The organism is Delftia sp. NA_296.1 (genome assembly GCF_052692095.1).
Map to the genome: position 1 here is coordinate 539,567 of NZ_JBQZGF010000004.1, position 24,728 is coordinate 564,294.

23 protein-coding genes are annotated in these 24,728 nt (G+C 65.4%); 17 read left to right on the top strand and 6 right to left on the bottom strand.

The window, feature by feature from the left end:
* Window position 1: 1 nt before the first annotated feature.
* The 3 genes from ACUTR7_RS13360 (at window position 2) to ACUTR7_RS13370 (ending at window position 2,877) form a co-directional block, all read left to right on the top strand.
* Complete coding sequence (locus tag ACUTR7_RS13360) at window positions 2–487, top strand: peroxiredoxin (protein WP_013801026.1); 486 nt, start codon at window positions 2–4, stop codon at window positions 485–487.
* 176 nt (window positions 488–663) lie between these two features.
* Window positions 664–2,475, top strand: coding sequence for a PhoH family protein (locus tag ACUTR7_RS13365; RefSeq protein WP_445609002.1), 1,812 nt, complete (start codon window positions 664–666; stop codon window positions 2,473–2,475).
* Window positions 2,476–2,478: 3 nt separating this feature from the next.
* Entirely contained in the window at window positions 2,479–2,877 is a 399-nt protein-coding gene (locus ACUTR7_RS13370; RefSeq protein WP_445609003.1) for a hypothetical protein, read from the top strand.
* A gap of 73 nt (window positions 2,878–2,950) precedes the next feature.
* Here the strand turns inward: ACUTR7_RS13370 and dnaB are convergent, their stop codons facing one another.
* From dnaB to rpsF, 5 genes are all read right to left on the bottom strand, one after another.
* On the bottom strand, window positions 2,951–4,384 hold the full coding sequence (gene dnaB / locus ACUTR7_RS13375; RefSeq protein ID WP_012207024.1) for a replicative DNA helicase: 1,434 nt from the start codon (window positions 4,382–4,384) through the stop codon (window positions 2,951–2,953).
* A gap of 132 nt (window positions 4,385–4,516) precedes the next feature.
* Window positions 4,517–4,969 (bottom strand): 50S ribosomal protein L9, encoded by a 453-nt coding sequence (gene rplI / locus ACUTR7_RS13380; RefSeq protein WP_013801023.1) that lies wholly within the window; start codon window positions 4,967–4,969, stop codon window positions 4,517–4,519.
* 11 nt (window positions 4,970–4,980) lie between these two features.
* On the bottom strand, window positions 4,981–5,262 hold the full coding sequence (gene rpsR / locus ACUTR7_RS13385) for a 30S ribosomal protein S18 (RefSeq protein ID WP_012207026.1): 282 nt from the start codon (window positions 5,260–5,262) through the stop codon (window positions 4,981–4,983).
* A gap of 18 nt (window positions 5,263–5,280) precedes the next feature.
* Entirely contained in the window at window positions 5,281–5,571 is a 291-nt protein-coding gene (gene priB, locus ACUTR7_RS13390) for a primosomal replication protein N (protein ID WP_012207027.1), read from the bottom strand.
* 26 nt (window positions 5,572–5,597) lie between these two features.
* Window positions 5,598–5,960, bottom strand: a complete 363-nt coding sequence (gene rpsF, locus ACUTR7_RS13395; RefSeq protein WP_012207028.1) for a 30S ribosomal protein S6 — start codon at window positions 5,958–5,960, stop codon at window positions 5,598–5,600.
* Between the two features lie 307 nt (window positions 5,961–6,267).
* On the opposite strand from rpsF, the gene grpE reads away from it, so the two are divergent.
* The 3 genes from grpE (at window position 6,268) to dnaJ (ending at window position 10,120) form a co-directional block, all read left to right on the top strand.
* Window positions 6,268–6,813 carry a nucleotide exchange factor GrpE gene (gene grpE, locus ACUTR7_RS13400; protein WP_013801022.1) on the top strand — a complete coding sequence of 182 codons (546 nt, stop codon included), beginning with the start codon at window positions 6,268–6,270 and terminating at the stop codon, window positions 6,811–6,813.
* 114 nt (window positions 6,814–6,927) lie between these two features.
* Window positions 6,928–8,877 carry a molecular chaperone DnaK gene (gene dnaK, locus ACUTR7_RS13405; RefSeq protein ID WP_034396649.1) on the top strand — a complete coding sequence of 650 codons (1,950 nt, stop codon included), beginning with the start codon at window positions 6,928–6,930 and terminating at the stop codon, window positions 8,875–8,877.
* A 100-nt stretch (window positions 8,878–8,977) separates the two neighbouring features.
* Window positions 8,978–10,120: a molecular chaperone DnaJ gene (gene dnaJ, locus ACUTR7_RS13410; RefSeq protein WP_013801020.1), complete on the top strand. Its 1,143-nt coding sequence runs from the start codon at window positions 8,978–8,980 to the stop codon at window positions 10,118–10,120.
* A 69-nt stretch (window positions 10,121–10,189) separates the two neighbouring features.
* On the opposite strand, the gene ACUTR7_RS13415 is transcribed toward dnaJ, so the two are convergent.
* Window positions 10,190–11,452, bottom strand: a complete 1,263-nt coding sequence (locus ACUTR7_RS13415) for a tetratricopeptide repeat protein (RefSeq protein WP_445609004.1) — start codon at window positions 11,450–11,452, stop codon at window positions 10,190–10,192.
* A gap of 241 nt (window positions 11,453–11,693) precedes the next feature.
* Here ACUTR7_RS13415 and ACUTR7_RS13420 point away from each other — a divergent pair, with 241 nt between their 5' ends.
* The 11 genes from ACUTR7_RS13420 to trpA all read left to right on the top strand — a co-directional run bounded on the left by ACUTR7_RS13420 (window position 11,694) and on the right by trpA (window position 24,665).
* Window positions 11,694–12,638 (top strand): LysR substrate-binding domain-containing protein, encoded by a 945-nt coding sequence (locus ACUTR7_RS13420; protein ID WP_012207033.1) that lies wholly within the window; start codon window positions 11,694–11,696, stop codon window positions 12,636–12,638.
* Between the two features lie 63 nt (window positions 12,639–12,701).
* Window positions 12,702–14,123, top strand: coding sequence for a 3-isopropylmalate dehydratase large subunit (gene leuC / locus ACUTR7_RS13425; protein ID WP_034396655.1), 1,422 nt, complete (start codon window positions 12,702–12,704; stop codon window positions 14,121–14,123).
* Between the two features lie 31 nt (window positions 14,124–14,154).
* Entirely contained in the window at window positions 14,155–14,280 is a 126-nt protein-coding gene (locus ACUTR7_RS13430) for an entericidin A/B family lipoprotein (RefSeq protein WP_012207035.1), read from the top strand.
* A gap of 20 nt (window positions 14,281–14,300) precedes the next feature.
* The gene (gene leuD / locus ACUTR7_RS13435; RefSeq protein ID WP_012207036.1) at window positions 14,301–14,954 is read left to right on the top strand and encodes a 3-isopropylmalate dehydratase small subunit; all 654 of its coding nucleotides are present in this window, start codon (window positions 14,301–14,303) and stop codon (window positions 14,952–14,954) included.
* A 96-nt stretch (window positions 14,955–15,050) separates the two neighbouring features.
* Complete coding sequence (leuB, locus tag ACUTR7_RS13440; RefSeq protein WP_445609005.1) at window positions 15,051–16,121, top strand: 3-isopropylmalate dehydrogenase; 1,071 nt, start codon at window positions 15,051–15,053, stop codon at window positions 16,119–16,121.
* A 388-nt stretch (window positions 16,122–16,509) separates the two neighbouring features.
* Window positions 16,510–17,622, top strand: coding sequence for an aspartate-semialdehyde dehydrogenase (gene asd / locus ACUTR7_RS13445; protein WP_013801017.1), 1,113 nt, complete (start codon window positions 16,510–16,512; stop codon window positions 17,620–17,622).
* Window positions 17,623–17,989: 367 nt separating this feature from the next.
* Complete coding sequence (locus ACUTR7_RS13450; protein WP_445609006.1) at window positions 17,990–20,908, top strand: FimV/HubP family polar landmark protein; 2,919 nt, start codon at window positions 17,990–17,992, stop codon at window positions 20,906–20,908.
* A 113-nt stretch (window positions 20,909–21,021) separates the two neighbouring features.
* Window positions 21,022–21,870: a tRNA pseudouridine(38-40) synthase TruA gene (gene truA / locus ACUTR7_RS13455; protein WP_034396664.1), complete on the top strand. Its 849-nt coding sequence runs from the start codon at window positions 21,022–21,024 to the stop codon at window positions 21,868–21,870.
* 32 nt (window positions 21,871–21,902) lie between these two features.
* Window positions 21,903–22,625 carry a phosphoribosylanthranilate isomerase gene (locus ACUTR7_RS13460; protein WP_013801014.1) on the top strand — a complete coding sequence of 241 codons (723 nt, stop codon included), beginning with the start codon at window positions 21,903–21,905 and terminating at the stop codon, window positions 22,623–22,625.
* Complete coding sequence (gene trpB / locus ACUTR7_RS13465) at window positions 22,603–23,859, top strand: tryptophan synthase subunit beta (protein WP_012207042.1); 1,257 nt, start codon at window positions 22,603–22,605, stop codon at window positions 23,857–23,859. The genes ACUTR7_RS13460 and trpB overlap by 23 nt, the downstream gene beginning before the upstream one ends.
* The gene (trpA, locus tag ACUTR7_RS13470; protein WP_013801013.1) at window positions 23,856–24,665 is read left to right on the top strand and encodes a tryptophan synthase subunit alpha; all 810 of its coding nucleotides are present in this window, start codon (window positions 23,856–23,858) and stop codon (window positions 24,663–24,665) included. The genes trpB and trpA overlap by 4 nt, the downstream gene beginning before the upstream one ends.
* Window positions 24,666–24,728: the final 63 nt, after the last annotated feature.

The window sequence follows — 24,728 nt, forward strand, 5'->3', positions numbered from 1 at the left end:
CATGGCGATCGTTGTCAACAAACCCCTTCCCGAATTTGAAGCCAACGCTACCGGCGGGATCAAGGTGACCAACACCTCCCACACGGGCCAGATTCTGATCCTGTATTTCTACCCAAAGGACAATACGCCTGGCTGCACCACTGAAGCCATGCAGTTCCGCGACAAGTACAAGGACTTCGTGAAAGCTGGTGCCACCGTGTTTGGCGTCTCGCGCGACAACATGAAGTCGCACGACGACTTCAAGGAAAAGCTGGAACTGCCGTTCGAGCTCATCGCCGATACGGAAGAGAAGATGTGCCACATGTTCGGCGTGGTCAAGAACAAGATCATGTACGGCAAGAAGGTGAAGGGCATCGAGCGTTCCACCTTCCTGGTGGGCACCGATGGCCTGCTGGTGCAGGAATGGCGCGGCCTGAAGGTCCCCGGCCACGTTGACGAGGTGCTCAAGGCTGTCAAGACCCTGAAGGCACTGAAGCAGGCCGCCTGATAGCGACAATCTGACAGGCGACAAAGCGCCGGCCGACATATTCAGGCCATCAGCCTATGCATAATGGGACGATGCCTCTTAGCAAAGACGCTTTTCCCTGTCACCCCACCAAAGCCGCCTCGGTTTCCAGGCGGCTTTGTGCTTTTTGATCCCTGTTGAGGAACGGTTCGTCCACTATGCCCCTGCCCCCCGCACCCGGCCGCCGTGCCGCCAAGCTCTCCCCCGAAGCCTTTCTTCCCGTGCGCGGTGCCCAGCACGCAGACCCCCTGCCCGCTGACGATCTTCCCGATGCAGCCGAGGCCGTAGCTGCCGCCGCGACGCGCAAGCGCAAGCCGGCCCCAGCCGCCGCCTCCAACAACACCGCTACAACTGCAAAGCCCGCACCGGCGCGCGGCCGCAATACCAAGCCCGCAGCACCGGCACCGGCTCCTGCGCCCGCGACTGCAGCCCCGGCCAATCGGCAGCGCCGCGCAACCGACAACTCCAACGCAACGGCAGCGCCGTCCAGCGCCCGCTCGGCCAAAAGGTCCTCCACAGAAGCCAAGCCGGCAGCATTGCTGGCAGCGCCGGTTCGCCCGCGCCGCACGCGCACAGGGCCAAAGACGCTGTTTGTACTCGACACCAACGTGCTGCTGCACGACCCGACAAGCCTGTTCCGCTTCGAGGAACACGACATCTTCCTGCCCATGGTGGTGCTGGAAGAACTCGACGGCCACAAGAAGGGCATGACCGAAGTGGCGCGCAACGGCCGCCAGGTCAGCCGCACGCTGGATTCGCTGGTCGCCTCCCAGCCCTCCGAAACGCTGGACAAGGGCCTGCCGCTGAATGCCACGGGCCAGCGCAGCGCCACGGGCATGCTGTATTTCCAGACGGAACCGCTGGAGACCTCGCTGCCCGACAGCCTGCCCCAGGGCAAGGCGGACAACCAGATCCTGGGCGTGGTCGCCGCGCTGCGCAAGAAGTTCAGCGAGCGCGAAGTCGTGCTGGTGTCCAAGGACATCAACATGCGCGTCAAGGCACGCGCGCTGGGCCTGGCGGCCGAGGACTACCAGAACGACAAGGTACTGGACGACGGCGACCTGCTGTACGCAGGCGCCCTGGCCCTGCCCCAGGACTTTTGGGCCAAGGCGGGCAAGAACGTCGAGAGCTGGCAGGAAGGCGCCATCACCTACTACCGCATCAGCGGCGCCATCGTCGACCAGCTGATGATCAACCAGTTCGTCTACCACGAGGCACCGGGCGAGCCCAGCCTGTTCATGCGCGTGACCGAGATCCGCGACAAGACGGCCGTGCTCAAGACGCTCAAGGACTTCGGCAACCCCAAGTACGCCGTCTGGGGCGTCACGGCGCGCAACCGCGAACAGAACTTCGCGATGAACCTGCTGATGAACCCGGACATCGACCTGGTCACGCTGACCGGCACGGCCGGCACCGGCAAGACCCTGCTGGCCCTGGCCGCCGGCCTGTCCCAGGTGCTGGACGATCGCCGCTACACCGAGATCATCATGACGCGCGCCACGGTGAGCGTGGGTGAGGACATCGGCTTCCTGCCCGGCACCGAGGAAGAGAAGATGGGCCCCTGGATGGGCGCCCTCGACGACAACCTCGAATTCCTGGCCAAGGGCGATGGCGGCAATGCCGGCGAATGGGGCCGCGCGGCCACCAATGAGCTGATCCGCAGCCGCATCAAGATCAAGAGCATGAACTTCATGCGCGGCCGCACCTTCCTGAACAAGTACGTCATCATCGACGAGGCCCAGAACCTGACGCCCAAGCAGATGAAGACCCTGATCACGCGCGCCGGCCCCGGCACCAAGATCATCTGCATGGGCAATCTGGCGCAGATCGATACGCCCTACCTGACCGAAGGCTCCTCGGGCCTGACCTACGCCGTGGATCGCTTCAAGGGCTGGCCGCACAGCGGCCACATCACGCTGGCGCGCGGCGAGCGTTCGCGCCTGGCAGACTTCGCCAGCGAGGTGCTCTAAGCCATGGCGATCAGCTGGATCACCGCGTTGAAGCTGGTGCCCTGGGGCGATGTCATCGAGGCCACGCCCCAGGTCGTCAAGGCCGCCAAGAACCTGCTGCGCAAGAAGGACGCTGCGCAGGAGCTCGATGCACAGCATCCTGCGGCCGTCGAGCCGCTGGCACCGCCGCGCTCGGCTGGCGAACAGGCGCTGCAGCTGATCCAGGCCCAGGACGCACGCATCGTGCAACTGGAACAATCCCAGCGCCAGTCGCTGGAGTTGATCGAAAAGCTGGCGGAGCAGAACGCCCAGATCGTGGCCACCGTGGGCGCGCTGCGCACGGGCGCCCAGCGGCTGGCCTGGGCATGCGCCATCCTTGGCGTCTGCGCGGCGGGCCTGCTGATCCAGGTCTGGCGCATGTAGATCGCCAACCACCCAAAGCAAACGGCCCCTCGGGGCCGTTTTTCATTGCGGGCACAAAGCCGGGGTATTCCGGTCAGTACTCGTCGCCGCCACCGTAGCCCACAGCCAGGTTCTCGAAGCGCGTCTGGTTCTTCTGGAAGAACACCTTCACCGTCCCCGTGGGACCGTTACGCTGCTTGCCGATGATGACTTCGGCAATGTTCGGCTCCTTGCTGTCCTTGTTGTAGTAGTCATCACGGTAGATGAACATGATGATGTCGGCATCCTGCTCGATGGCGCCCGATTCGCGCAGGTCGGACATCATGGGACGCTTGTCGGTGCGCTGCTCCACCGAGCGGTTGAGCTGGGACAGGGCAATCACCGGGCACTGCAGTTCCTTGGCCAGCATTTTCAGGCCCCGCGAAATCTCGCCCAGCTCGGTCGCACGGTTGTCGGAACTGGCAGCCGAGCCCGAGCCGCTCATCAGCTGCAAATAGTCCACCACGATCAGGCCCAGCTTGCCGCAGGTGCGCGCCAGGCGCCGCGCATTGGCGCGCAGTTCCGTGGGGGACAGGCCCGGTGTCTCGTCGATGTGCAGGGATACCGTGCGCAGCCGCTCGATGGCTTCCGTCAGGCGCGGCCACTCGTCGTCGTTGAGCTTGCCCGTGCGCAGATTGCCCTGGTTGACGCGGCCGATGGAGCCGACGATACGAACCGCCAGCTGGGCCGCGCCCATTTCCATGGAGAAAATGGCGACCGGCAGGCCCTCGTTGAGCGCCACATGCTCGGCGATATTCACCGCAAACGAGGTCTTGCCCATCGAGGGACGGGCAGCCAGCACCACCAGGTCACCGGCCTGCAGGCCGCTGGTCATGCGGTCCAGATCGACGAAACCCGTGGGCACGCCGGTCACATCCATGGGGTTGTCAGCCATCTCCTGGACACGGTCCAGCAGGTCCACCACCAGCGTGTCGAGCGACTGAAAGCCCTGCTTGTTGCGCGCACCCTCCTCGCCGATGGCCAGGATTTTTTGCTCAGCCTCGTCCAGGATGCGATCGACCGTCTTGCCCTGCGGATTGAATGCATTGGTGGCGATGTCGTCGCTGGCAGTCACCAGTTTGCGCAGGATGGAGCGCTCCCGCACGATCTCCGCATAGCGCCGGATGTTGGTGGCGCTGGGCACGTACTGCGCCAGCTGGTTCAGGTACAGCAGGCCGCCGATTTCCTCGGCCTTGCCCATGCTCTGCAAATGCTCGTAGACCGTGATCACGTCGGCCGGCTTGCTGCCGTTGATCAGCTTGCCGATGGCCTCGTAGATCAGCTTGTGCTCATGGCGGTAGAAATCACCATCCACCAGCAGATCACCAACACGCTCCCAGGCGTTGTTGTCCAGCAGCAGCCCCCCTAGAACGCTGGACTCGGACTCCATCGAATGCGGCGGCACGCGCAACTGGGCCACCTGCTGGTCGCCAGCAGGCAGCGGTGCGAACGCATCATCGAGATCGAGCGGGGGCATTACGGACGACATGGAATTCCTGGAGATGAGCCCGCCATCGTAGCGGCTGGCAAAAGGCCGCGCCACCCGGCGTCATCACCCTGGCACGGCAAAGCAAAAAGCCGCCCTAAGGCGGCTTTTTGGTGATACGGGACAAGCCCCGGATCAGGAGTGGTCGCCGTAGACCGACACCGTCACTTCGACGCTGACGTCGGTGTGCAGTGCCACGACCACGGTGGCGTCGCCCACGGTCTTGATGGGACCGTTGACCAGGCGAACTTGCGACTTGGCAACGGCAAAGCCGGCCTTGGTCAGTTCTTCGGCGATGTCGGCGTTGGTCACCGAGCCGAACAGGCGGCCGTCAACGCCAGCCTTCTGGGTCAGCTTGACGTTTGCGCCATTGAGCTTTTCGCCCAGTTGCTGAGCAGCAGCCAGCTTTTCAGCCGCTTGCTTTTCCAGTTCGACGCGCTTGGCTTCGAACTCGGCCTTGGCGGAAGCCGTGGCACGACGGGCAGCGCCCGTGGGGATCAGGAAGTTGCGGGCGTAGCCGTCTTTGACCTTGACGATGTCGCCGAGGCCACCGAGGTTCACAACCTTGTCGAGCAGAATGACTTGCATGGTTGTATTCCTTAGATCTTGTGCTGGTCAGAGTAAGGAACCAGAGCCAGGAAGCGGGCGCGCTTGATGGCCGTGTTCAGCTGACGCTGGTAGATGGCGCGCGTGCCGGTCAGGCGAGCGGGCACGATCTTGCCGTTTTCACCGATGAAGTCACGCAGGGTGTCCACATCCTTGTAGTCGATTTCTTCGACGCCGGCGACGGTGAAGCGGCAGAAGCGCTTGCGCTTGAACAGCAGCGACTGCGTGTTGCGCTTGGGGCGCTTGTCCTTGTTGAATTTCTTGAACGTGGCCATTTCTGGACCTCTTGAAAATTAGTTTTGTTGAATGTCCTGGATGTGGAAAACCAGCAATTTGCCGTTGCGGGGCGTTGCCAGGAAGCCCTGGAACTTCCACTGGCTGCCGAGCGCCTGGCGGGCCAGCTTTTCAGCCAGCGCGCCAAAGGCCACCGCCTTGACAGATGCCGTCACGCTGCGTTCGCTTCCTGCTTCCTTTTGCCGCGACGCGTGTTCGAGTCGCAGTTCAAGGGCGGGCAGCCCTGCCGGCGTGTAGCGCAGTGCTTGAAGCTCTGCGATGGCGGCCGTCAGTGCAACGTGGTTCTCCACTCCTTCAGGTTCTGAAAGGGCTGGGCTCAGGCCTGTTCGGTCTGGCTGGCCTTGCGGGCTTCTTCACGCTCGACGGTCTTCATCATCGAGGAAGGCGCAGTGTCGGCCTTCTTCTTCTGAACCGTCAGGTGACGCAGCACGGCATCGTTGAACTTGAAGGCATGCTCCAGCTCAGCCATCACAGCCTGGTCGGCTTCGATGTTCAGGCACAGGTAGTGGGCCTTGGCGAGCTTGTTGATCATGTAAGCCAGTTGGCGACGGCCCCAGTCCTCTTCGCGATGGACCTTGCCACCGCCAGCGGTGATCATGCCCTTGTAGCGTTCCAGCATGGCGGGAACCTGCTCGCTCTGATCCGGGTGGATCAACAAAACGATTTCGTAATGACGCATATCGACTCCTTTTGGGAAAACGCCGCCCACTGCGTCTTGTAGCGGTGCGGCAAGGCAAAGCATTGGATTCTAGCGCAGCCCTCTTCCATCTGTACACTCCGCACTGCCCGAGACCCCGGATTCGTGTGGGGCTTTTGCCCCTTCGCCCGGCTTTTGCCCCCACCGTGTGCACCTGCAGTGCGCATGCACAGGCACAAAGCCCTTGAAAATACACCGATCCGCTCGCATCTCGATTCAAGATCGTGCAATCGCCAAGCCTGGCCTCCAGCGCGGCGATCTTTTTGTTTTGTAGCTGAAGTCTCCATCCATGTCCGAACAAAACTCCAACCCCTTTCAAGACGCAGCCCCGGAAGAAATCGAAGCCGCCATGGCGGCCAACGCCGCCGACGAGCTGCAGCGCCTGCAGGCCGAGCTGGCCGAACTCAAGGCCAAGAGCGCCGAGCTGGCCGACCAGTTCCTGCGCGCCAAGGCCGAGGCAGAGAATGTGCGCCGCCGCGCGGAAGACGAAGTCTCCAAGGCCCGCAAGTTCAGCATCGAGAGCTTTGCCGAAAGCCTGCTGCCCGTCTGCGACAGCCTGGATGCCGCACTGGCCATCCAGCAGGCCACGCCGGAGCAGCTGCGCGAAGGCGCCGACGCCACGCTGCGCCAGCTGACCTCGGCCCTGGAGCGCAACAAGGTCGTGACCATCAACCCGGCAGCCGGCGAGAAATTCGACCCCAACCTGCACCAGGCCATCAGCATGGTGCCTGCCCAGCAGGAAGCCAACACCGTGGTGTCGGTGCTGCAAAAGGGCTACCTGATTGCCGACCGTATCCTGCGCCCGGCCCTCGTGACCGTGGCCCAGCCCCAGTAAGCGTGCGCTCACGGCATCGCTGACAAAAAAGAGGCAAAGCCCCTTGAAGCAGCGCCTGCCGGCCACAAGTTAGCAGTCATTCAAACATTTCACAGAACGCGGAGAGAACTCAAAATGGGAAAAATCATCGGTATTGACCTGGGCACCACCAACAGCTGCGTGGCCATCATGGACGGCAACACCACGCGCGTGATCGAGAACAGCGAAGGTGCACGCACCACGCCGTCGATCATTGCCTACCAGGAAGACGGCGAGATCCTCGTCGGCGCCTCGGCCAAGCGCCAGGCCGTCACCAACCCCCGCAACACCATCTACGCCGCCAAGCGCCTGATCGGCCGCAAGTTCGACGAGAAGGAAGTGCAAAAGGACATCGACCTGATGCCCTACACCATCTCGCGTGCCGACAACGGCGACGCCTGGGTGGAAGTGCGCGGCCAGAAGCTGGCCCCGCCGCAGATTTCCGCCGAAGTGCTGCGCAAGATGAAGAAGACCGCCGAGGACTACCTGGGCGAGCCCGTGACCGAGGCCGTGATCACCGTGCCCGCGTACTTCAACGACGCCCAGCGCCAGGCCACCAAGGATGCCGGCCGCATCGCCGGCCTGGAAGTCAAGCGCATCATCAACGAGCCCACGGCAGCTGCGCTGGCCTTCGGCCTGGACAAGATCGACAAGGGCGACCGCAAGATCGCGGTGTATGACCTGGGCGGCGGCACGTTTGACGTGTCCATCATCGAAATCGCCGATGTGGACGGCGAAAAGCAGTTCGAAGTGCTGTCCACCAACGGCGACACGTTCCTGGGCGGCGAAGACTTCGACCAGCGCATCATCGACTACATCATCACCGAGTTCAAGAAGGACCAGGGCGTTGATCTGGCCAAGGACGTGCTGGCCCTGCAGCGCCTGAAGGAAGCCGCCGAGAAGGCCAAGATCGAGCTGTCGAACTCGGCCCAGACCGACATCAACCTGCCCTACATCACGGCCGATGCCTCGGGTCCCAAGCACCTGAACATCAAGCTGACCCGCTCCAAGCTGGAAAGCCTGGTCGAAGACCTGATCGAGCGCACCATTGCGCCCTGCCGCACGGCCATCAAGGACGCAGGCGTGTCCGTGTCCGACATCGATGACGTGATCCTGGTCGGCGGCATGTCCCGCATGCCCAAGGTGCAGGAGAAGGTCAAGGAATTCTTCGGCAAGGAACCCCGCAAGGACGTGAACCCCGACGAAGCCGTGGCCGTGGGCGCCGCCGTGCAGGGCCAAGTTCTGTCGGGTGACCGCAAGGACGTGCTGCTGCTGGACGTGACGCCGCTGTCGCTGGGCATCGAGACGCTGGGTGGCGTGATGACCAAGATGATCACCAAGAACACCACCATCCCGACGAAGTTCGCACAGACCTTCTCGACGGCCGACGACAACCAGCCGGCCGTGACCATCAAGGTGTTCCAGGGTGAGCGCGAGATGGCTTCGGGCAACAAGATGCTGGGCGAGTTCAACCTCGAAGGCATTCCGCCCGCAGCGCGTGGCGTGCCCCAGATCGAAGTGGCCTTTGACATCGACGCCAACGGCATCCTGAACGTGTCCGCCAAGGACAAGGCCTCGGGCAAGGAAAACAAGATCACCATCAAGGCGAACTCGGGCCTGTCCGAGGACGAGATCCAGAAGATGGTGAAGGACGCCGAGCTGAACGCAGCCGACGACAAGAAGAAGCTGGAACTGGTCCAGGCCCGCAACCAGGGCGAAGCTGCCGTGCACAGCGTCAAGAAGAGCCTGGGCGAGCATGGCGACAAGCTCGACGCTGGCGAGAAGACCGCCATCGAGAGCGCCGTCAAGGACTTGGAAGAGGCCCTCAAGGGCGAGGACAAGGACGCCATCGACGCCAAAACCACGGCGCTGATGACGGCCAGCCAGAAGCTCGGCGAGAAGATGTACGCCGATGCGCAGGCAGCCGGCGGCCCCGAGGCAGCAGCAGCCGCCGCAGCGGCCGGTGCAGCAGGCGCCTCGGCCGGTGCAGCAGCCGCTGACGACAACGTCGTTGACGCCGAAGTCAAGGAAGTCAAGAAGGACTGAACCCAGCGCGTGGTCCCTTGACGACCGCTTGCCGCCGCGCTCGGCCCTGCCAAGGGGCTGACGCGGCGTTCCTGTTCTCACTGACTGGCTAGCAAACACCATGTCCAAACGCGATTTTTACGAGGTCCTCGGCGTTGCCAAGAACGCCTCGGACGACGACATCAAGAAGGCTTATCGCAAGCTGGCGATGAAGTACCACCCTGACCGCAACCAGGGGGATGCTGCAAGCGGGGCGGAAGAGAAATTCAAGGAGGCCAAGGAGGCCTACGAGATGCTCTCCGACAGCAACAAGCGCGCGGCCTACGACCAGTACGGCCATGCGGGCGTGGACCCCAACCGCGGCATGGGCGGCGGCGCCGAAGGCTTTGGTGGCTTTGCCGAAGCCTTTGGCGACATCTTTGGCGACATGTTCAACCAGGGTGGCGGCAGACGCGGCGGCGCCGGTGGCGGCCGCCAGGTCTACCGCGGCAACGATCTCAGCTACGCCATGGAGATCACGCTGGAGGAAGCCGCCCACGGCAAGGATGCGCAGATCCGCATCCCCAGCTGGGATGGCTGCGACACCTGCCACGGCAGCGGCGCCAAGCCCGGCACCAGCGCCAAGACCTGCACCACCTGCAACGGCATGGGCAGCGTGCAGATGCGCCAGGGCTTCTTCAGCGTGCAGCAGACCTGCCCGCACTGCCGGGGCACGGGCAAGATCATTCCCGAGCCCTGCACCAGCTGCGGCGGCCAGGGCAAGGTCAAGCGCCAGAAGACACTGGAAGTGAAGATTCCTGCCGGCATCGACGACGGCATGCGCATCCGTTCCTCCGGCAATGGCGAACCCGGCACGAATGGCGGGCCTGCGGGCGATCTCTACATCGAGATCCGCATCAAGGACCACGACATCTTCGAGCGCGACGGCGACGACCTGCACTGCAACGTGCCCGTGAGCTTCATCACGGCGGCGCTCGGCGGCGAGATCGAGGTACCCACCCTGTCGGGCAAGGCGGCCATCGACATCCCCGAAGGCACCCAGGCCGGCAAGCAGTTCCGCCTGCGCGGCAAGGGCATCAAGGGCGTGCGCTCCAGCTATCCCGGCGACCTTTACTGCCACATCGTGGTCGAGACGCCCGTCAAGCTGACCGAGTACCAGCGCAAGCTGCTGCGCGAGCTGGAGGAATCGCTCAAGAAGGGCGGCGCCAAGCATTCGCCCAGCGGCGAGAGCTGGACCGACAGGCTCAAGAGCTTCTTCAGCTGATGCGGCACTGAGCCCCCAACAAAAACGCCTCTTCCGAGGCGTTTTTCATTGGTGCATGCTCAACAGGACTCAGGGAGCGGGTTTGGCCTTCCAGGCCGCCGCCTGGCGCTCGGTGCGTGCACGCTCGGCCGCGCTCAGCGGCTGGGCCATGCTGTCACGCTTGGCGGCCAGCGAGCTGTCCCTGCCCGCCGCCAGCAGCATCCAGAAATAGGCCTGGGACGGGCTGCGCTCCACGCCCTTGCCCGACGCATAAAGGCTGGCGAGATTGGACTGCGCCAGCGCGTCGCCCTGCTGGGCGGCACGCTCCAGCCAGCGCGCGGCCTTCTCGTCGCTGGCGGGCACGCCCTGGCCATTGGCATACAGCACGCCCAGGTTGGACTGGGCTGCGGCATTGCCCTGCTCGGCCGCCTTCTCCAGCCAGTGGGCGGCCTGCGCCATGTCGCGATCGACCACGCCACCCTCGGCATAGAGCATGCCGGCATTGAATTGCGCATCGGCATGGCCCTGGCCTGCCGCCGCCACAAACCAGCGCAGCGCCTGCGCCACGTCCTCGGCCACGCCCCGGCCCGTGGCATACATCACGCCCAGGCTGTACTGACCGGCCGCTTCACCTTGCTCGGCCGAGCGCTGGAACCACTGCACGGCCTGCGCGGGGTCCTTGGCGGCTCCGCGCCCCTCGGCCAGCATCAGGCCCAGGTTGTTCTGGGCCACGGCATCGCCCTGCTCGGCAGCCTTGCGATACCACTGCACGGCCTGGGCATCGTCACGCGCCACGCCACGGCCATTCGCATACATCAACCCCAGGTCGGACTGGGCTGGCGCATAGCCCTGCTGCGCAGACTTCTCATACCACTGGGCCGCCGTCTCGGCACTCAGGGCAACGCCCTGGCCGCGCTTGTACAGAGAACCCAGCGCGTACTGGGCGCTGGCCTCGCCCTGCTCGGCATGCTGGTGCAGCGCTGCGACCTCGGCCGCGCTCAGGCCGGGCTCGCCCTTGGGGGCATGGCCCACTGCGGCTGCGGCAGTACCGGCCGCAACGGCCCCTGCCGCCACGCCAGCGGCGGCGGCCTTGGCCGGCGCATTGCGGGTTGAAGAGGGCGCCGACTTGCCCCCGGTCTTGACGGCGGCCTTGCCCGCTGGCCTGGCTGCCGCTTTGGCTGCAGGTCTGGCTGCAGGTTTGGCCGGTGCCTTAGCACCGCTCTTGGCCGTGTTCTTCGCTGGCGGCTGCGGCTTGGCAGACGCCGGGACGGCCATGCAGGACAGGGCTGCGGCCAGCAGCAATGACAGGCCTGCAGGCAGGGCTCGCAGGCCCGTCGGATATCGATCGTTCATATGCTCTTATTTTTGCAGCAATCCATGCAGGCGACTGGCGCAAAGATTGACAAATTCTTTCAGTATGCAACCGGCTTTCCGGCGGGCATGGCTGCCCGCAGCCATCGCCACGAGGCATGACCCCCATCTCCATGAAATCGCACGACATCACCAAAGACATCGCGCTTGAAGATGACAGGTCGATGACTTGTGCGAGAAAATCCATCCAACTTCTCCTAATGAGAAGCCTGAACCCCACCACATGAAGAATTCAGAGCGCAGTTTTGCACGGCGCATAGACCTTACCTCCTTGCAGCTGTTCGTGGCTGTCTGCGAACTTGGCAGCATCGGCCGCGCGGCCGAGCGCGAGTTCATTGCAGCCTCGGCGGTGAGCAAGCGCCTGTCCGATCTCGAAGCCACGGTGGACACAGCCCTGCTGTACCGACACAGCCGTGGCGTGACCTTGACGCCGGCCGGCGAAAGCCTGCTGCACCATGCCCGCAACGTGCTGTACGGCCTGGAGCGCATGCAGGGCGAGCTGTCCGAGTACGCCGATGGCGTGCGCGGCCATGTGCGCATCCATGCCAACATGTCTGCCATCGTGCAGTTCCTGCCGGAAGACCTGGGCGTGTTCGCGCGCAAGCACGGCCAGGTCAAGATCGACCTGCAGGAGCAGCTCAGCCCCGCCGTACTGGCTGCCGTACAGGAAGGCACGGCCGACATCGGCATCTGCTCCATGGCGTACATGCCGCTGGGCAATGGCCAGGCCACTCCCGTACTGCAGCACCGCCCCTACCGCGAGGATCGCCTGGTCGTCGTGGTCCCCGAGCAGCACGCGCTGGCGCACAGCGACAGCGTGGCCTTTGCCGATGTGCTCGAATGGGACATCGTCAGCCTGCAGGCCGGCTCCTCCATCAGCCTGGCCATGCGTGCGGCTGCCGCACAGGCGGGGCATGCGCTGCACCAGCGCATCCAGGTCACCAGCCTGGATGCCATGTGCCGCATGATCGACAACGGCCTGGGCGTGGGACTGATCCCCGACCGCGCCTTCGAGCTCATGCACGGCGTGGGCCATCTGCGTGCACTGGAGCTCAGCGACGACTGGGCTCGGCGCGAGCTGAGCATCGTGGCGCGTGACTTCGACGCGCTACCCGTCACGGCCCGCCTGCTGGTCGAGCACCTGAGCCCGCCGGCCAGCGCATCCTGAAGGCCACTTGGCCGCTGGATGTCCCCAAAAATTTCCCCACGACACCAACCATTCGAGAACGCCATGGGACGCACCCTCTACGACAAGATCTTCGACGAGCACGTCATCCACACCGAGGATGACGGCACCGCCGTCCTCTACATCGACCGCCACCTGGTGCACGAAGTCACCAGCCCCCAGGCCTTCGAAGGCCTACGCATGGCCGGCCGCAAGCTGTGGCGCATCAGCTCCGTGGTCGCCACGGCCGACCACAACACCCCCACCGACGGCTGGGAGCGCGGCTATGACGGCATTGCCGACCCGATCAGCAAGGAACAGATCACCACACTGAACACCAACATCGGCGAGTTCGGCTCTGCGGCCTTCTTCCCCTTCATGGACAAGGGTCAGGGCATCGTCCACGTCATGGGCCCCGAGCAGGGCGCCACCCTGCCCGGCATGACCGTGGTCTGCGGCGACAGCCACACGTCCACGCATGGCGCCTTCGGCGCACTGGCCCACGGCATCGGCACGTCCGAGGTCGAGCACGTGATGGCCACCCAGACCCTGCTGGCCAAGAAGGCCAAGAACATGCTGATCAACGTCAGCGGCAAGGCTGCCCCCGGCATCACGGCCAAGGACATCGTGCTGGCCATCATCGGCAAGATCGGCACGGCCGGCGGCACGGGCTACACCATCGAGTTCGCCGGCGAAGCCATCCGTGACCTGAGCATGGAAGGCCGCATGACGGTCTGCAACATGGCCATCGAAGGCGGCGCGCGCGCAGGCCTGGTGGCCGTGGACGACAAGACCATCCAGTACGTCAAGGGCCGCCCACTGGCCCCCACCGGCGCCGAATGGGATGCCGCCGTCTCCTACTGGAAGACGCTGCACTCCGATGCCGATGCGAAGTTCGACCGCGTGGTCGAGCTGCAGGCCAGCGAGATCGTGCCTCAGGTCACCTGGGGCACCTCGCCCGAGATGGTGCTGGGCGTGGATGCCCGCGTGCCGGACCCCGACAAGGAAAAGGATGCCAGCAAGCGCGGCGCCATCGAACGCGCGCTGACCTATATGGCGCTGGAGCCCGGCAAGGCGATCGACGACATCTTCGTGGACAAGGTCTTCATCGGCTCGTGCACCAACAGCCGCATCGAAGACATGCGCGAGGCCGCCGCCGTGGTCAAGAAGCTGGGCCAGAAGGTGGCGCGCAACATCAAGCTGGCCATGGTCGTGCCCGGCTCCGGACTGGTCAAGGAACAGGCCGAGCGCGAAGGCCTGGACCAGATCTTCAAGGCGGCAGGCTTTGAATGGCGCGAGCCCGGCTGCTCCATGTGCCTGGCCATGAATGCCGACCGCCTGGAGCCCGGCGAGCGCTGCGCCTCCACCAGCAACCGCAACTTCGAAGGCCGCCAGGGCGCGGGCGGACGCACCCACCTGGTGAGCCCCGCCATGGCTGCGGCCGCCGCCATCCACGGCCACTTCGTGGACATCCGCAGGTTCTCCTGATCCGATCCCGCAACTGCCCCGCCTGCACACCATGAAGCCCTCCTTCTCGATCCTCCTGATCGGCCTGGCCTTCACCCTGGCCGCCTGCAATACCGTCAAGGGCATTGGCCAGGACGTGCAAAGCGCGGGCAGCGCCATCGAACGCGCCGCCCGCTGAACCCTGAATCCGATACAGCCATGCAACAATTCACCGTGCACAAGGGCCTTGTCGCCCCCATGGACCGCGAAAACGTCGATACCGACGCCATCATTCCCAAGCAGTTCCTCAAGTCGATCAAGAAGACCGGCTTCGGCGTGAACCTGTTCGACGAATGGCGCTACCTGGACCATGGCGAGCCCGGCCAGGACCCGGCCTCGCGCAAGCCCAACCCCGACTTCGTGCTCAATCAGCCCCGCTATGCGGGCGCCTCCATCCTGGTCGCACGCAAGAACTTCGGCTGCGGCTCCAGCCGCGAGCACGCGCCCTGGGCCCTGGACCAGTACGGCTTTCGCGCCATCCTGGCACCCAGCTTTGCCGACATCTTCTTCAACAACTGCTTCAAGAACGGCCTGCTGCCCATCGTGCTGCCCGAGGCCACGATCGACATGCTGTTCAACGAGATCGCGGCCTTCCCTGGCTACGAGCTGACCATTGATCTGGATCGCCAGGTGATCGTGCGCCCGCAGGGCGAGGAGATCCCTTTCGATGTCATCGCCTTTCGCAAGTTCTGCCTGCTCAACGGCTTTGACGATATCGGCCTGACGCTGCGCCACGCCGACAAGATCCGCGCCTACGAGGCCGAGCGCCTGGCCACCAAGCCCTGGCTGGCCCACACGCTGGTGCAGCGCTGATCGATCTCTACTTGCGCGCATCAATGGGCCGCAGGCGTTGCTGAACCAGCCGCCGGCGGCCTTCCACCATCCGAACAGTCTCTCAAAAGGAACACCATGAAAATCGCAGTCTTGCCCGGTGATGGCATCGGCCCCGAAATCGTTGCGGAAGCCGTGAAGGTGCTGGGCGCCCTGGGCCTGGACTTCGACATGCAGACGGCCCCCGTGGGCGGCGCTGCCTACGAAGCTGCCGGCCACCCGTTGCCCGAATCCACGCTGAAGCTGGCCATGGAGGCCGACGCCGTGCTGTTCGGCGCCGTGGGCGACTGGAAGTACGACACGCTGGACCGCCCGCTGCGCCCCGAGCAGGCCATCCTGGGCCTGCGCAAGCACATGGGCCTGTTCGCCAACTTCCGCCCGGCCATCTGCTATGCGGAACTGACCCACGCCTCCAGCCTCAAGCCCGAGCTGGTCGCGGGCCTGGACATCCTCATCATCCGCGAGCTGACCGGCGACATCTACTTCGGCCAGCCGCGCGGCCGCCGCGTGGCCACCGACGGCCACTTCCCCGGTGCCGAGGAAGCCTTCGACACCATGCGCTACTCCAAGCCCGAGATCGAGCGCATCGCCCATGTCGCCTTCCAGGCCGCGCAAAAGCGCAGCAAGCGCGTGACCAGCGTGGACAAGGCCAACGTGCTGGAAACCTTCCAGTTCTGGAAGGACGTGGTCACCGAAGTGGGCCAGCAGTACCCCGATGTGCAACTGGACCACATGTACGTGGACAACGCCGCCATGCAGCTGGTCAAGGAACCCAAGCGCTTTGACGTGGTGGTCACGGGCAACATGTTCGGCGACATCCTGTCCGACGAAGCCTCCATGCTGACCGGCTCCATCGGCATGCTGCCCTCGGCATCGCTCAACTCCAGGGGCCAGGGCCTGTACGAGCCCAGCCACGGCTCGGCCCCCGACATCGCCGGCAAGGGCATTGCCAATCCGCTGGCCACCATCCTGTCGGCCGCGATGATGCTGCGCTTCTCGCTGAACCAGGAAGCCGCCGCACAGCGCATCGAAGCCGCTGTGCAAAAGGTGCTGGCCCAGGGCCTGCGCACGGCCGACCTCTACAGCGAAGGCACGACCAAGGTCTCCACCCGCGAGATGGGCGATGCCGTGGTGGCCGCACTGGCCTGAAGTCCATGACGGCCGCCAGCCTCCCGGCTTGCGGCCGTCCCTGTGGCGGGCAGGCACTGCCCTGCTTCGCCGCAACATGGCAAAACGTCAAAATAGACGTCCACTTTTCGCCGATTCGACGAAGATATTCATCAAAACAGACATTCTCTTTCCTGGCGTATTCGATAGAATGACGTCTCTTATGTTTGCCGCCCGCCCGTTCCTCCTGCTGAACATTGCACCCGCCGCCCTGGCTGGTGTGGCTGCGCGCGCAATCACATCCACAACCATTACGACAATCAAAGGCTGACCCAGCCCGGTTCGTCGTGCGCCCTCACCTGGCCTAGACGAGCCGGGCGACAACAGTCTTGATCAAGCACTGTTTTCACACTGAAAGGGCGTTTCAAAAATGAGCAAGCAATTGGTAGGCCTCGTCGGCTGGCGCGGCATGGTCGGCTCCGTGCTGATGGACCGCATGCAGGCAGAGGGCGACTTCGACCTGATCGAGCCCGTGTTCTTCTCCACCTCCAACGCCGGCGGCAAGGCCCCGGCCATGGCGAAGACCCACACCGAGCTGCGCAATGCCAACGACATTGCCGAGCTGTCCAAGTGCGACATCATCATCACCTGCCAGGGCGGCGACTACACCAAGGAAGTCTTCCCCCAGCTGCGCGCCTCGGGCTGGAACGGCCACTGGATCGATGCCGCGTCGTCGCTGCGCATGGAAGGCGATGCCGTCATCGTGCTCGACCCCGTCAATGAAGGCCTGATCCAGTCCAAGCTCGCCGCGGGCGGCAAGAACTGGATTGGCGGCAACTGCACCAACTCCATCTTGCTGATGGGCCTGGGCGGCCTGTTCAAGGCCGGTCTCGTGGAATGGGTCAGCTCCATGACCTACCAGGCAGCCTCCGGTGGCGGCGCCAACCACATGCGCGAACTGCTCAAGGGCATGGGCGTGGTGCACGCTGCCGTGGCCGACGAACTGGCCACGCCCGCATCCGCCATCCTGGACATCGACCGCAAGGTGGCCCAGACCATCCGCACCGACGTGCCCACCGAATTCTTCGGCGCACCGCTGGCCGGTGGCCTGATCCCCTGGATCGATGCGCAGCTGGACAACGGCCAGTCCAAGGAAGAGTGGAAGGGCCAGGCCGAGGTCAACAAGATCCTGGGCACCGAGCAGACCATCCCTGTCGATGGCCTGTGCGTGCGCATCGGCGCCATGCGCTGCCACAGCCTGGCGCTGACCCTCAAGCTCAAGAAGGACCTGCCCCTGGAAGAGCTGGAAGCCATCATCAAGTCCGGCAACCCCTGGGTGAAGTGGGTTCCCAACGACCGCGCCATCACCGTCAAGGAACTGACCCCTGCCGCCATCACCGGCGGCCTGGAAGTCGGCGTGGGCCGCGTGCGCAAGCTGAACATGGGCCCCGAGTATCTGTCGGCCTTCGTGATCGGTGACCAGCTGCTGTGGGGCGCCGCCGAGCCGCTGCGCCGCATGCTGCGCATCCTGCTCGCCGCCTGAGCATCGCCGGCTTGAGCCAACACAAAAAGCGCCATGTCCCGGCCCGGGACATGGCGCTTTTTTCGGCTTTAAACCCTGGGCAATTGGGCACAATGCCCAGGTCTCTTGTCCATTGGCTGTAGGTGGTTGCCTACAATCACCAAAGATACATTGTGTTTCTTCTCGTTGCCGTTCGACAACAACTATTGGCGTTCGCCGGCAACCAGACGCTTGTGATCCTATAGCGTGGCCGACAATGCGACCCAAGCACCTTGGTAGATGGCGTGCCATCTATCCCCGGGTAAATTTCAATTACATGTGCAAGCGCGGGCATTCCCACAATAACAATAGTGCCTGCCCAATTGCATCCACACAGGTTTGACGCTTTATGCATCGTTGGAAACTCTCTGTGCTGGCCACTGCGGCCGTCGTCTCGGTCGCACTGCCCGCCTCCGAGGCCTGGGCACTGGCTCTGGGCCGGGTGAACGTGCAATCGGCCCTGGGCGAGCCCCTGCGTGCCGAAGTCGAAATCCCCCAGATCACCGCCGCTGAAGCCGAAGGCCTGCGCGTGGGCGTGGCCTCTCCCGGCGTCTTCCGCACCCAGGGCATGGAGTACAACGCCACCGCCAGCCAGGTGCGCGTCAGCGTGCAGCGCCGCGCGGATGGCTCGGCCGTGCTGCGCCTCACAAGCACACAGCCCGTCAACGAACCCTTTGTCGATCTGGTGATCGACGCCAGCTGGGCCTCGGGCAACCTGCAGCGCAACTACACCCTGCTGCTGGACCCGCCCACCCTGCAAAAGCTCCCGCCTGCCGTGACGGCTGCAGCCCAGGCCTCGGCACCCGAGCCTGCCGCAGCGCCGCGCCGCGCAGCCCCCACCCCCTCGCAAACTCCATCGCAAGCTGCATCGCAAGCCGCTGCAGGCAACACCGAGGAAAGCCGCCCCGCGCCAGCAGCCGCGCGCCGTGCCGCCCCGGCAGCCCGCGAGCGCGCCGCAGCGGCTCCCGCGTCGTCCGAGGCCTCCGAAGTCCGCATCAAGACCGGGGACACGGCAGGCCGCATCGCCGCCGCCCACCTGCCAGCCGGCGTTTCGCTGGACCAGATGCTGGTGGCCATGCTGCGCACCAATCCCAAGGTCTTCATCAACGGCAATGTGAACCGCATGCGCTCCGGCGCCGTGCTCACCGTGCCGGACGAAGCCACGGCCCAGGCCACCTCGCCGCGCGAAGCGCGCCAGATCGTTGCAGCCCAGTCCCGCGATTTCAACCAGTTCCGCCGCCAGCTGGCCAGCGCCGCGCCGGCCGCGCCCGTGGCATCGGCCAACCGCGAAGCATCGGGCAGCGTCCAGGCCCAGGTCGAAGACCGCAAGCCGTCCACCGCAGCACCCGACAAGCTCACCCTGTCCAAGGGCGCCGTCAAGGGCGTGGAGGCCGACGAGCGCCTGGCCAAGCAAAAGCAGTCGGACGACCAGGCATCGCGCACGGCCGAGTTGCAGCGCAACATGTCCGAGCTGAGCCAGATCGCCGCCGCCACCAAGCCCGCCGAAGGTGCTGCTGCAGCACCTGCCTCGGCAGCCAGCGGCACGGCAAACGGCGTCGCTGTGCCGGGCGCGCCGACCGTGCCTGCAGCGCCTGAAGCTGCAGCACCCCAGACAACTCCCGCGGCCCCGGCAGCGCCTGCCGATGCAGCTGCTGCGGCCGCTGCGCCCACCGCTGCTCCAGACGCCGCAGCCAATGCAGCCGGCTCGGCAGCGCCCGCAGCAGAAGCCGCGCCCGCCACGCCCGCTCCGGCCGAGCCGCCCAAGCCCAAGCCGGCACCCGCCCCCGTCACGCCGATCGCCGAGCCCAGCTTCATCGATACGCTGCTGGAAGACCCCACCATCCCGCTGGCCGGTGCTGCCCTGCTGGCCCTGCTGCTGGGCTATGGCGGCTACCGCGTCATGCAGCGCCGCCGCGCCGCTGCCGCCTCCAGCGAAAGCGCCTTTGGCGACAGCCAGCTGGCAGCCGACTCCTTCTTTGGCGCCAGCGGCGGCCAACGCGTGGACACCGGCACTTCGAGCCAGCTGTCCGGCACCTCCATGCATTACTCGCCCAGCCAGCTTGATGCGGGCGATGTGGACCCCGTGGCCGAGGCCGACGTCTACCTGGCCTATGGCCGCGACCTGCAGGCAGAGGAAATCCTCAAGGAAGCGCTGCGCACCGACCCCAACCGCACCGCTCTGCACCAGAAGCTGGCCGACATCTACGCCAAGCGCCATGACCGCAAGGCCTTCGAGGCCGTCGCGCAGACCCTGCATGGCCTGACCCAGGGCAAGGGCGTGGACTGGCAGCGCCTGGCCGACCAGGGCCGCATCCTGGACCCGGAAAACGCCCTCTACCAGCCTGCAGGCGCCGCGCCCCTGTCTGGTGCCGCCGTTGCCGGTGGCGCCGCAGTGGCTGCTGCCGGACTGGCTGCCGCCTCGCTGGCCAGCCGCCCCCTGGACATGGATGCGCACCGCGAAGGCCCTGCCACCCTGCCCATGGACCTGGACATGGACCTCAACATGGACCTGCCCGGCGGCCTGGCCGATGCCAGCCTGCCCGCGCAGCACGCCAGCCCCCTGCCCGCACCGGCCCCCATGCCCAGCGAACAGGACTTCGCAGCGCTGGAGCCCACGCTGCGCGCGCCGCTGGAAGCCACGCCCTCCGCAAAGGACGACACACCTCGCATCGAGCCCCACGTCGAGCCACCCGTTGCATCGTTGGACATGCCCGGCTTCCAGCCCACGGCCCACGCCTCGCTGACGGACGCCCTGAACCACAGCAACGCCATGGACGGCATGCAGCCGACCGAGATGCTGTCGCTGGACATGCCCGGCACACAGGCGTCCGACAGCTTCCCGGCCACCGAGCCCTCGCCCCTGACCAGCTCCACCACGGACGACAGCCATGCCAAGACCGAGCTGCTGTCGCTGGACGCCATGGAGTTCAACCTGGAAGGCCTGAGCACGGAGGCACCCGCCCCAACGCCGGCAACGCCCCAGGCAGGCGGCGTGCTGGAGACGGCGGCCAAGGCCAAGCCGGAACAGGCCGAGTCGCTGGAATTCGACCTTGGCAGCCTGTCCCTGGACCTGGGCAACGACACTCCTGCCGTGGCAACCCCGCCCTCGGCCCCTGAAGACCCGCTGGCCACCAAGCTCGCGCTGGCCCAGGAATTCAACGCCATCGGCGACAGTGACGGAGCCCGTACACTGATCGAGGAAGTGATCGCCGAGGCCCACGGCGATCTCAAGGCCAAGGCCCAGCGCCTGCTGGCCGAGATAGATTGAAGCCCGGCGGCGCCTGCCCAGGCGCCGCACCGGTTTCGCGTGACAGGGTGGTGCAAGCCGCCATGGAAAACTGACAACTTGATGCACACCCAACCCATGCCGGAGGCCTCGCAATGCGCGTAGCCCTCGGCGTCGCCTACAACGGCCAGCGCTACAGCGGCTGGCAAAGCCAGCTGTCTGGCAACACCATTCAAGACCATCTCGAAGCGGCCCTGGGCCGCTTTGCCGCTCAGGAGGTGCATACCCTCTGCGCGGGCCGCACCGATGCCGGCGTGCACGGCCTCATGCAGGTCGTCCACTTCGACACCCCGCTGGACAGGGCCCCGTTCTCCTGGGTCCGTGGCACCAACACCTTCCTGCCGCCGGACATTGCCGTGCAATGGGCCCAGCCCGTGCCCGATGCCTTCCATTCGCGCGCCTGTGCCACGGCAAGGCGCTATGCCTATGTGCTGCTGCAATCGCCCGTGCGCCCCAGCGTGGAGGCCGGGCGCGTGGGCTGGGTGTTCCATGCGCTCGATGGTGACGCCATGCAGGCCGCCGCCCGGCACCTGCTGGGCGAGCACGACTTCAGCTCGTTCCGCGCATCGGGCTGCCAGGCCAAGTCCCCCGTCAAGACGCTGCACCGCCTGTCCATCACCCGCCGCATGGCAGGCGATGGCGCCCAGATGGCCGCAGCCAGCTCCATGCGGCCCGGCGATGCGGCCATGGAATGCTGCTACTGGCGCTTCGAGTTCGAAGGCAGCGCCTTCCTCCACCACATGGTGCGCAACATCATGGGCTGCCTGATCGCCATCGGCCAGGGCGCGTATGCGCCGCAGTGGATGCAGCAGGTACTGGACGCCCGTTCCCGCGATGCCGCCGCGCCCACCTTCTCGCCCGACGGCCTGTACTTTCTGGGCCCCGTATACGATCCTTCATGGGGCCTTCCTTCGCGCAGCCCGGCCTATGATTGGCTCCCGTGAACGGACAAGCCCTCCCCCATTCTTCAGCCCCCATGCAGCGCACTCGAATCAAGATCTGCGGACTCACCCGCGAACAGGACGTGGACGCCGCCGTGGCTGCGGGCACCGATGCCGTGGGTTTTGTGCTCTACGCCCCCAGTCCGCGCGCCGTGACGGTGCAGCGCGCTGCAGAACTGGCGCGGCGCCTGCCGCCCTTTGTGACCCCGGTGCTGCTGTTCGTCAATGAAAGCGCCGCCAACGTGATGGCTGCCTGCGCCGCCATCCCGGGCGCCTGCGTGCAGTTCCACGGCGACGAGTCCCCCGAGGACTGCCTTGCCGCCACATCGGGCGGCACCCGCGCCTTCCTGCGCGCCGCACGCATTCCCCTTGGTCCCGACGCCGCGCGCTTCGACCTCGTAGAATATGCCCAGCGTTACTCGAAAGCCCAGGCCATACTGCTCGACGCCCATGTCGACGGCTATGGTGGTGGCGGAAAAGCATTCAATTGGTCACTCCTTCCACCAAACGTCGCCTCTCACCTCGTTTTGTCTGGTGGACTCACGCCTGCAAACGTGACCGATGGCATCTTGCAAGTGCGCCCGCGAGGACTCTCGCTGGCCGTTGATGTCAGTTCCGGCGTCGAGGCCGATGGTCCCGACGGCAAGCCCCTCAGGGGCATCAAGGACGCCGGCAAGATACACCGATTCATCGCCGCCGTGCGCGCGGCAGATGACCAACTTTTGCAGACAAGCCATGTTCGAATACCAGTACCCTGACGCATCCGGCCACTTCGGCCGCTTCGGCGGCAGCTTTGCCAGCGAAACCCTCACACACGCTCTGACCGAGCTGCGCGACGCCTACGCCAAGTACCAGAATGACCCGGAATTCGTTGCCGAATTCCAGTCCGAGCTGGCCCACTTCGTCGGCCGTCCCTCGCCCGTCTACCACGCGGCACGCATGTCGCGCGAGATGGGCGGCGCGCAGATCTACCTCAAGCGCGAAGACCTCAACCACACGGGCGCGCACAAGATCAACAACGTGATCGGCCAGGCCATGCTCGCCCGGCGCATGGGCAAGCCCCGCATCATTGCCGAGACGGGCGCCGGCCAGCACGGCGTGGCCACGGCCACCATCTGCGCGCGCTACGGCCTCGAATGCATCGTCTACATGGGTGCCGAGGACGTGAAGCGCCAAAGCCCCAACGTCTACCGCATGCGCCTGCTGGGCGCCACCGTGGTGCCGGTGGAGTCGGGCAGCCGCACGCTCAAGGACGCGCTCAACGAGGCCATGCGCGACTGGGTGGCCAACGTGGACAACACCTTCTACATCATCGGCACCGTGGCCGGCCCCCATCCCTACCCGGCGATGGTGCGCGACTTCCAGAAGGTCATCGGCGAGGAATGCCTGACGCAGATGCCCGAATTCCTGGGCGCCGACCGCCAGCCTGATGCCGTGGTCGCCTGCGTGGGCGGCGGCAGCAATGCCATGGGCATCTTCCACCCCTACATCCCGTTCGAGAACACGCGCCTGATCGGCGTGGAGGCTGCCGGCGAAGGCCTGGACAGCGGCAAGCACTCGGCCTCGCTGCAGCGCGGCAGCAGCGGCGTGCTGCACGGCAACCGCACCTTCATCCTGCAGGACGAAAACGGCCAGATCACCGAGACGCACAGCATCAGCGCCGGCCTCGACTACCCCGGCGTCGGCCCCGAGCACGCCTGGCTGCAGGAACTGGGCCGGGCCCAGTACGTGGGCATCACCGACCAGGAGGCGCTGGACGCCTTCCACTACCTGTGCCGCACCGAAGGCATCATTCCCGCCCTGGAGTCCAGCCATGCCGTGGCCTACGCCATGCAACTGGCCAAGACCATGCGCGCCGACCAGTCCATCCTCGTGAACCTGTCCGGTCGCGGCGACAAGGACATCGGCACCGTGGCCGACCTCTCGGGCGCCGATTACTACGACCGTCCCTCCATGCGCGGGCTCACGGTCAAGGGAGGAGCAGCTCAATGAGCCGCATCACCACGACTTTCGCCAAACTCCAGGAAGAAGGCCGCAAGGCCCTGATCCCGTACATCACCGCAGGCTTCCCGTTCGCGGCCATCACGCCGTCGCTGATGCACGGCATGGTGGAGGCCGGCGCCGACGTGATCGAGCTGGGCGTGCCCTTCTCGGACCCCATGGCCGACGGCCCCACCATCCAGAAGGCAGGCGACCGCGCCATCGCCAATGGCGTGGGCCTGGTGCAGGTGCTGGCCTATGTGCGCGAGTTCCGCCAGAAGAACCAGACCACGCCCGTGGTGCTGATGGGCTACGCCAACCCGGTGGAGCGCTACGACCAGATCCACGGCAATGACCGCTTCGTGGACGATGCGGCCGAGGCCGGCGTCGATGGCCTGCTCATCGTGGACTACCCGCCCGAGGAGTGCGAGGCATTCGCCGCGCAACTGCGTGCGCGCGACATGGACCTCATCTTCCTGCTGGCGCCCACCTCCACCACCGAGCGCATGCAGCAGGTGGCGCGCGTGGCCAGCGGCTATGTCTACTACGTCTCGCTCAAGGGCGTGACCGGAGCAGGCACGCTCGACACGGCGGCCGTGGAAGCCATGCTGCCGCGCATCCGCGAGCATGTGAGCATTCCCGTGGGCGTGGGCTTCGGCATCCGCGACGCGGCCACGGCCCAGGCCATTGGCCGGGTGGCCGATGCCGTGGTCATCGGCAGCCGCATCATCGAGATGCTGGACGGCCAGCCCCACGAAAAGATTGTCCCCCTGACCATCGACTTCCTGCGCGGCGTGCGCAAGGCACTCGACGCGTAGGTCGCATAATGCAGCCCTTGCATGCGGCCCGGTGCCGCATGCCCTGCGCCTGAAAAGGAAACA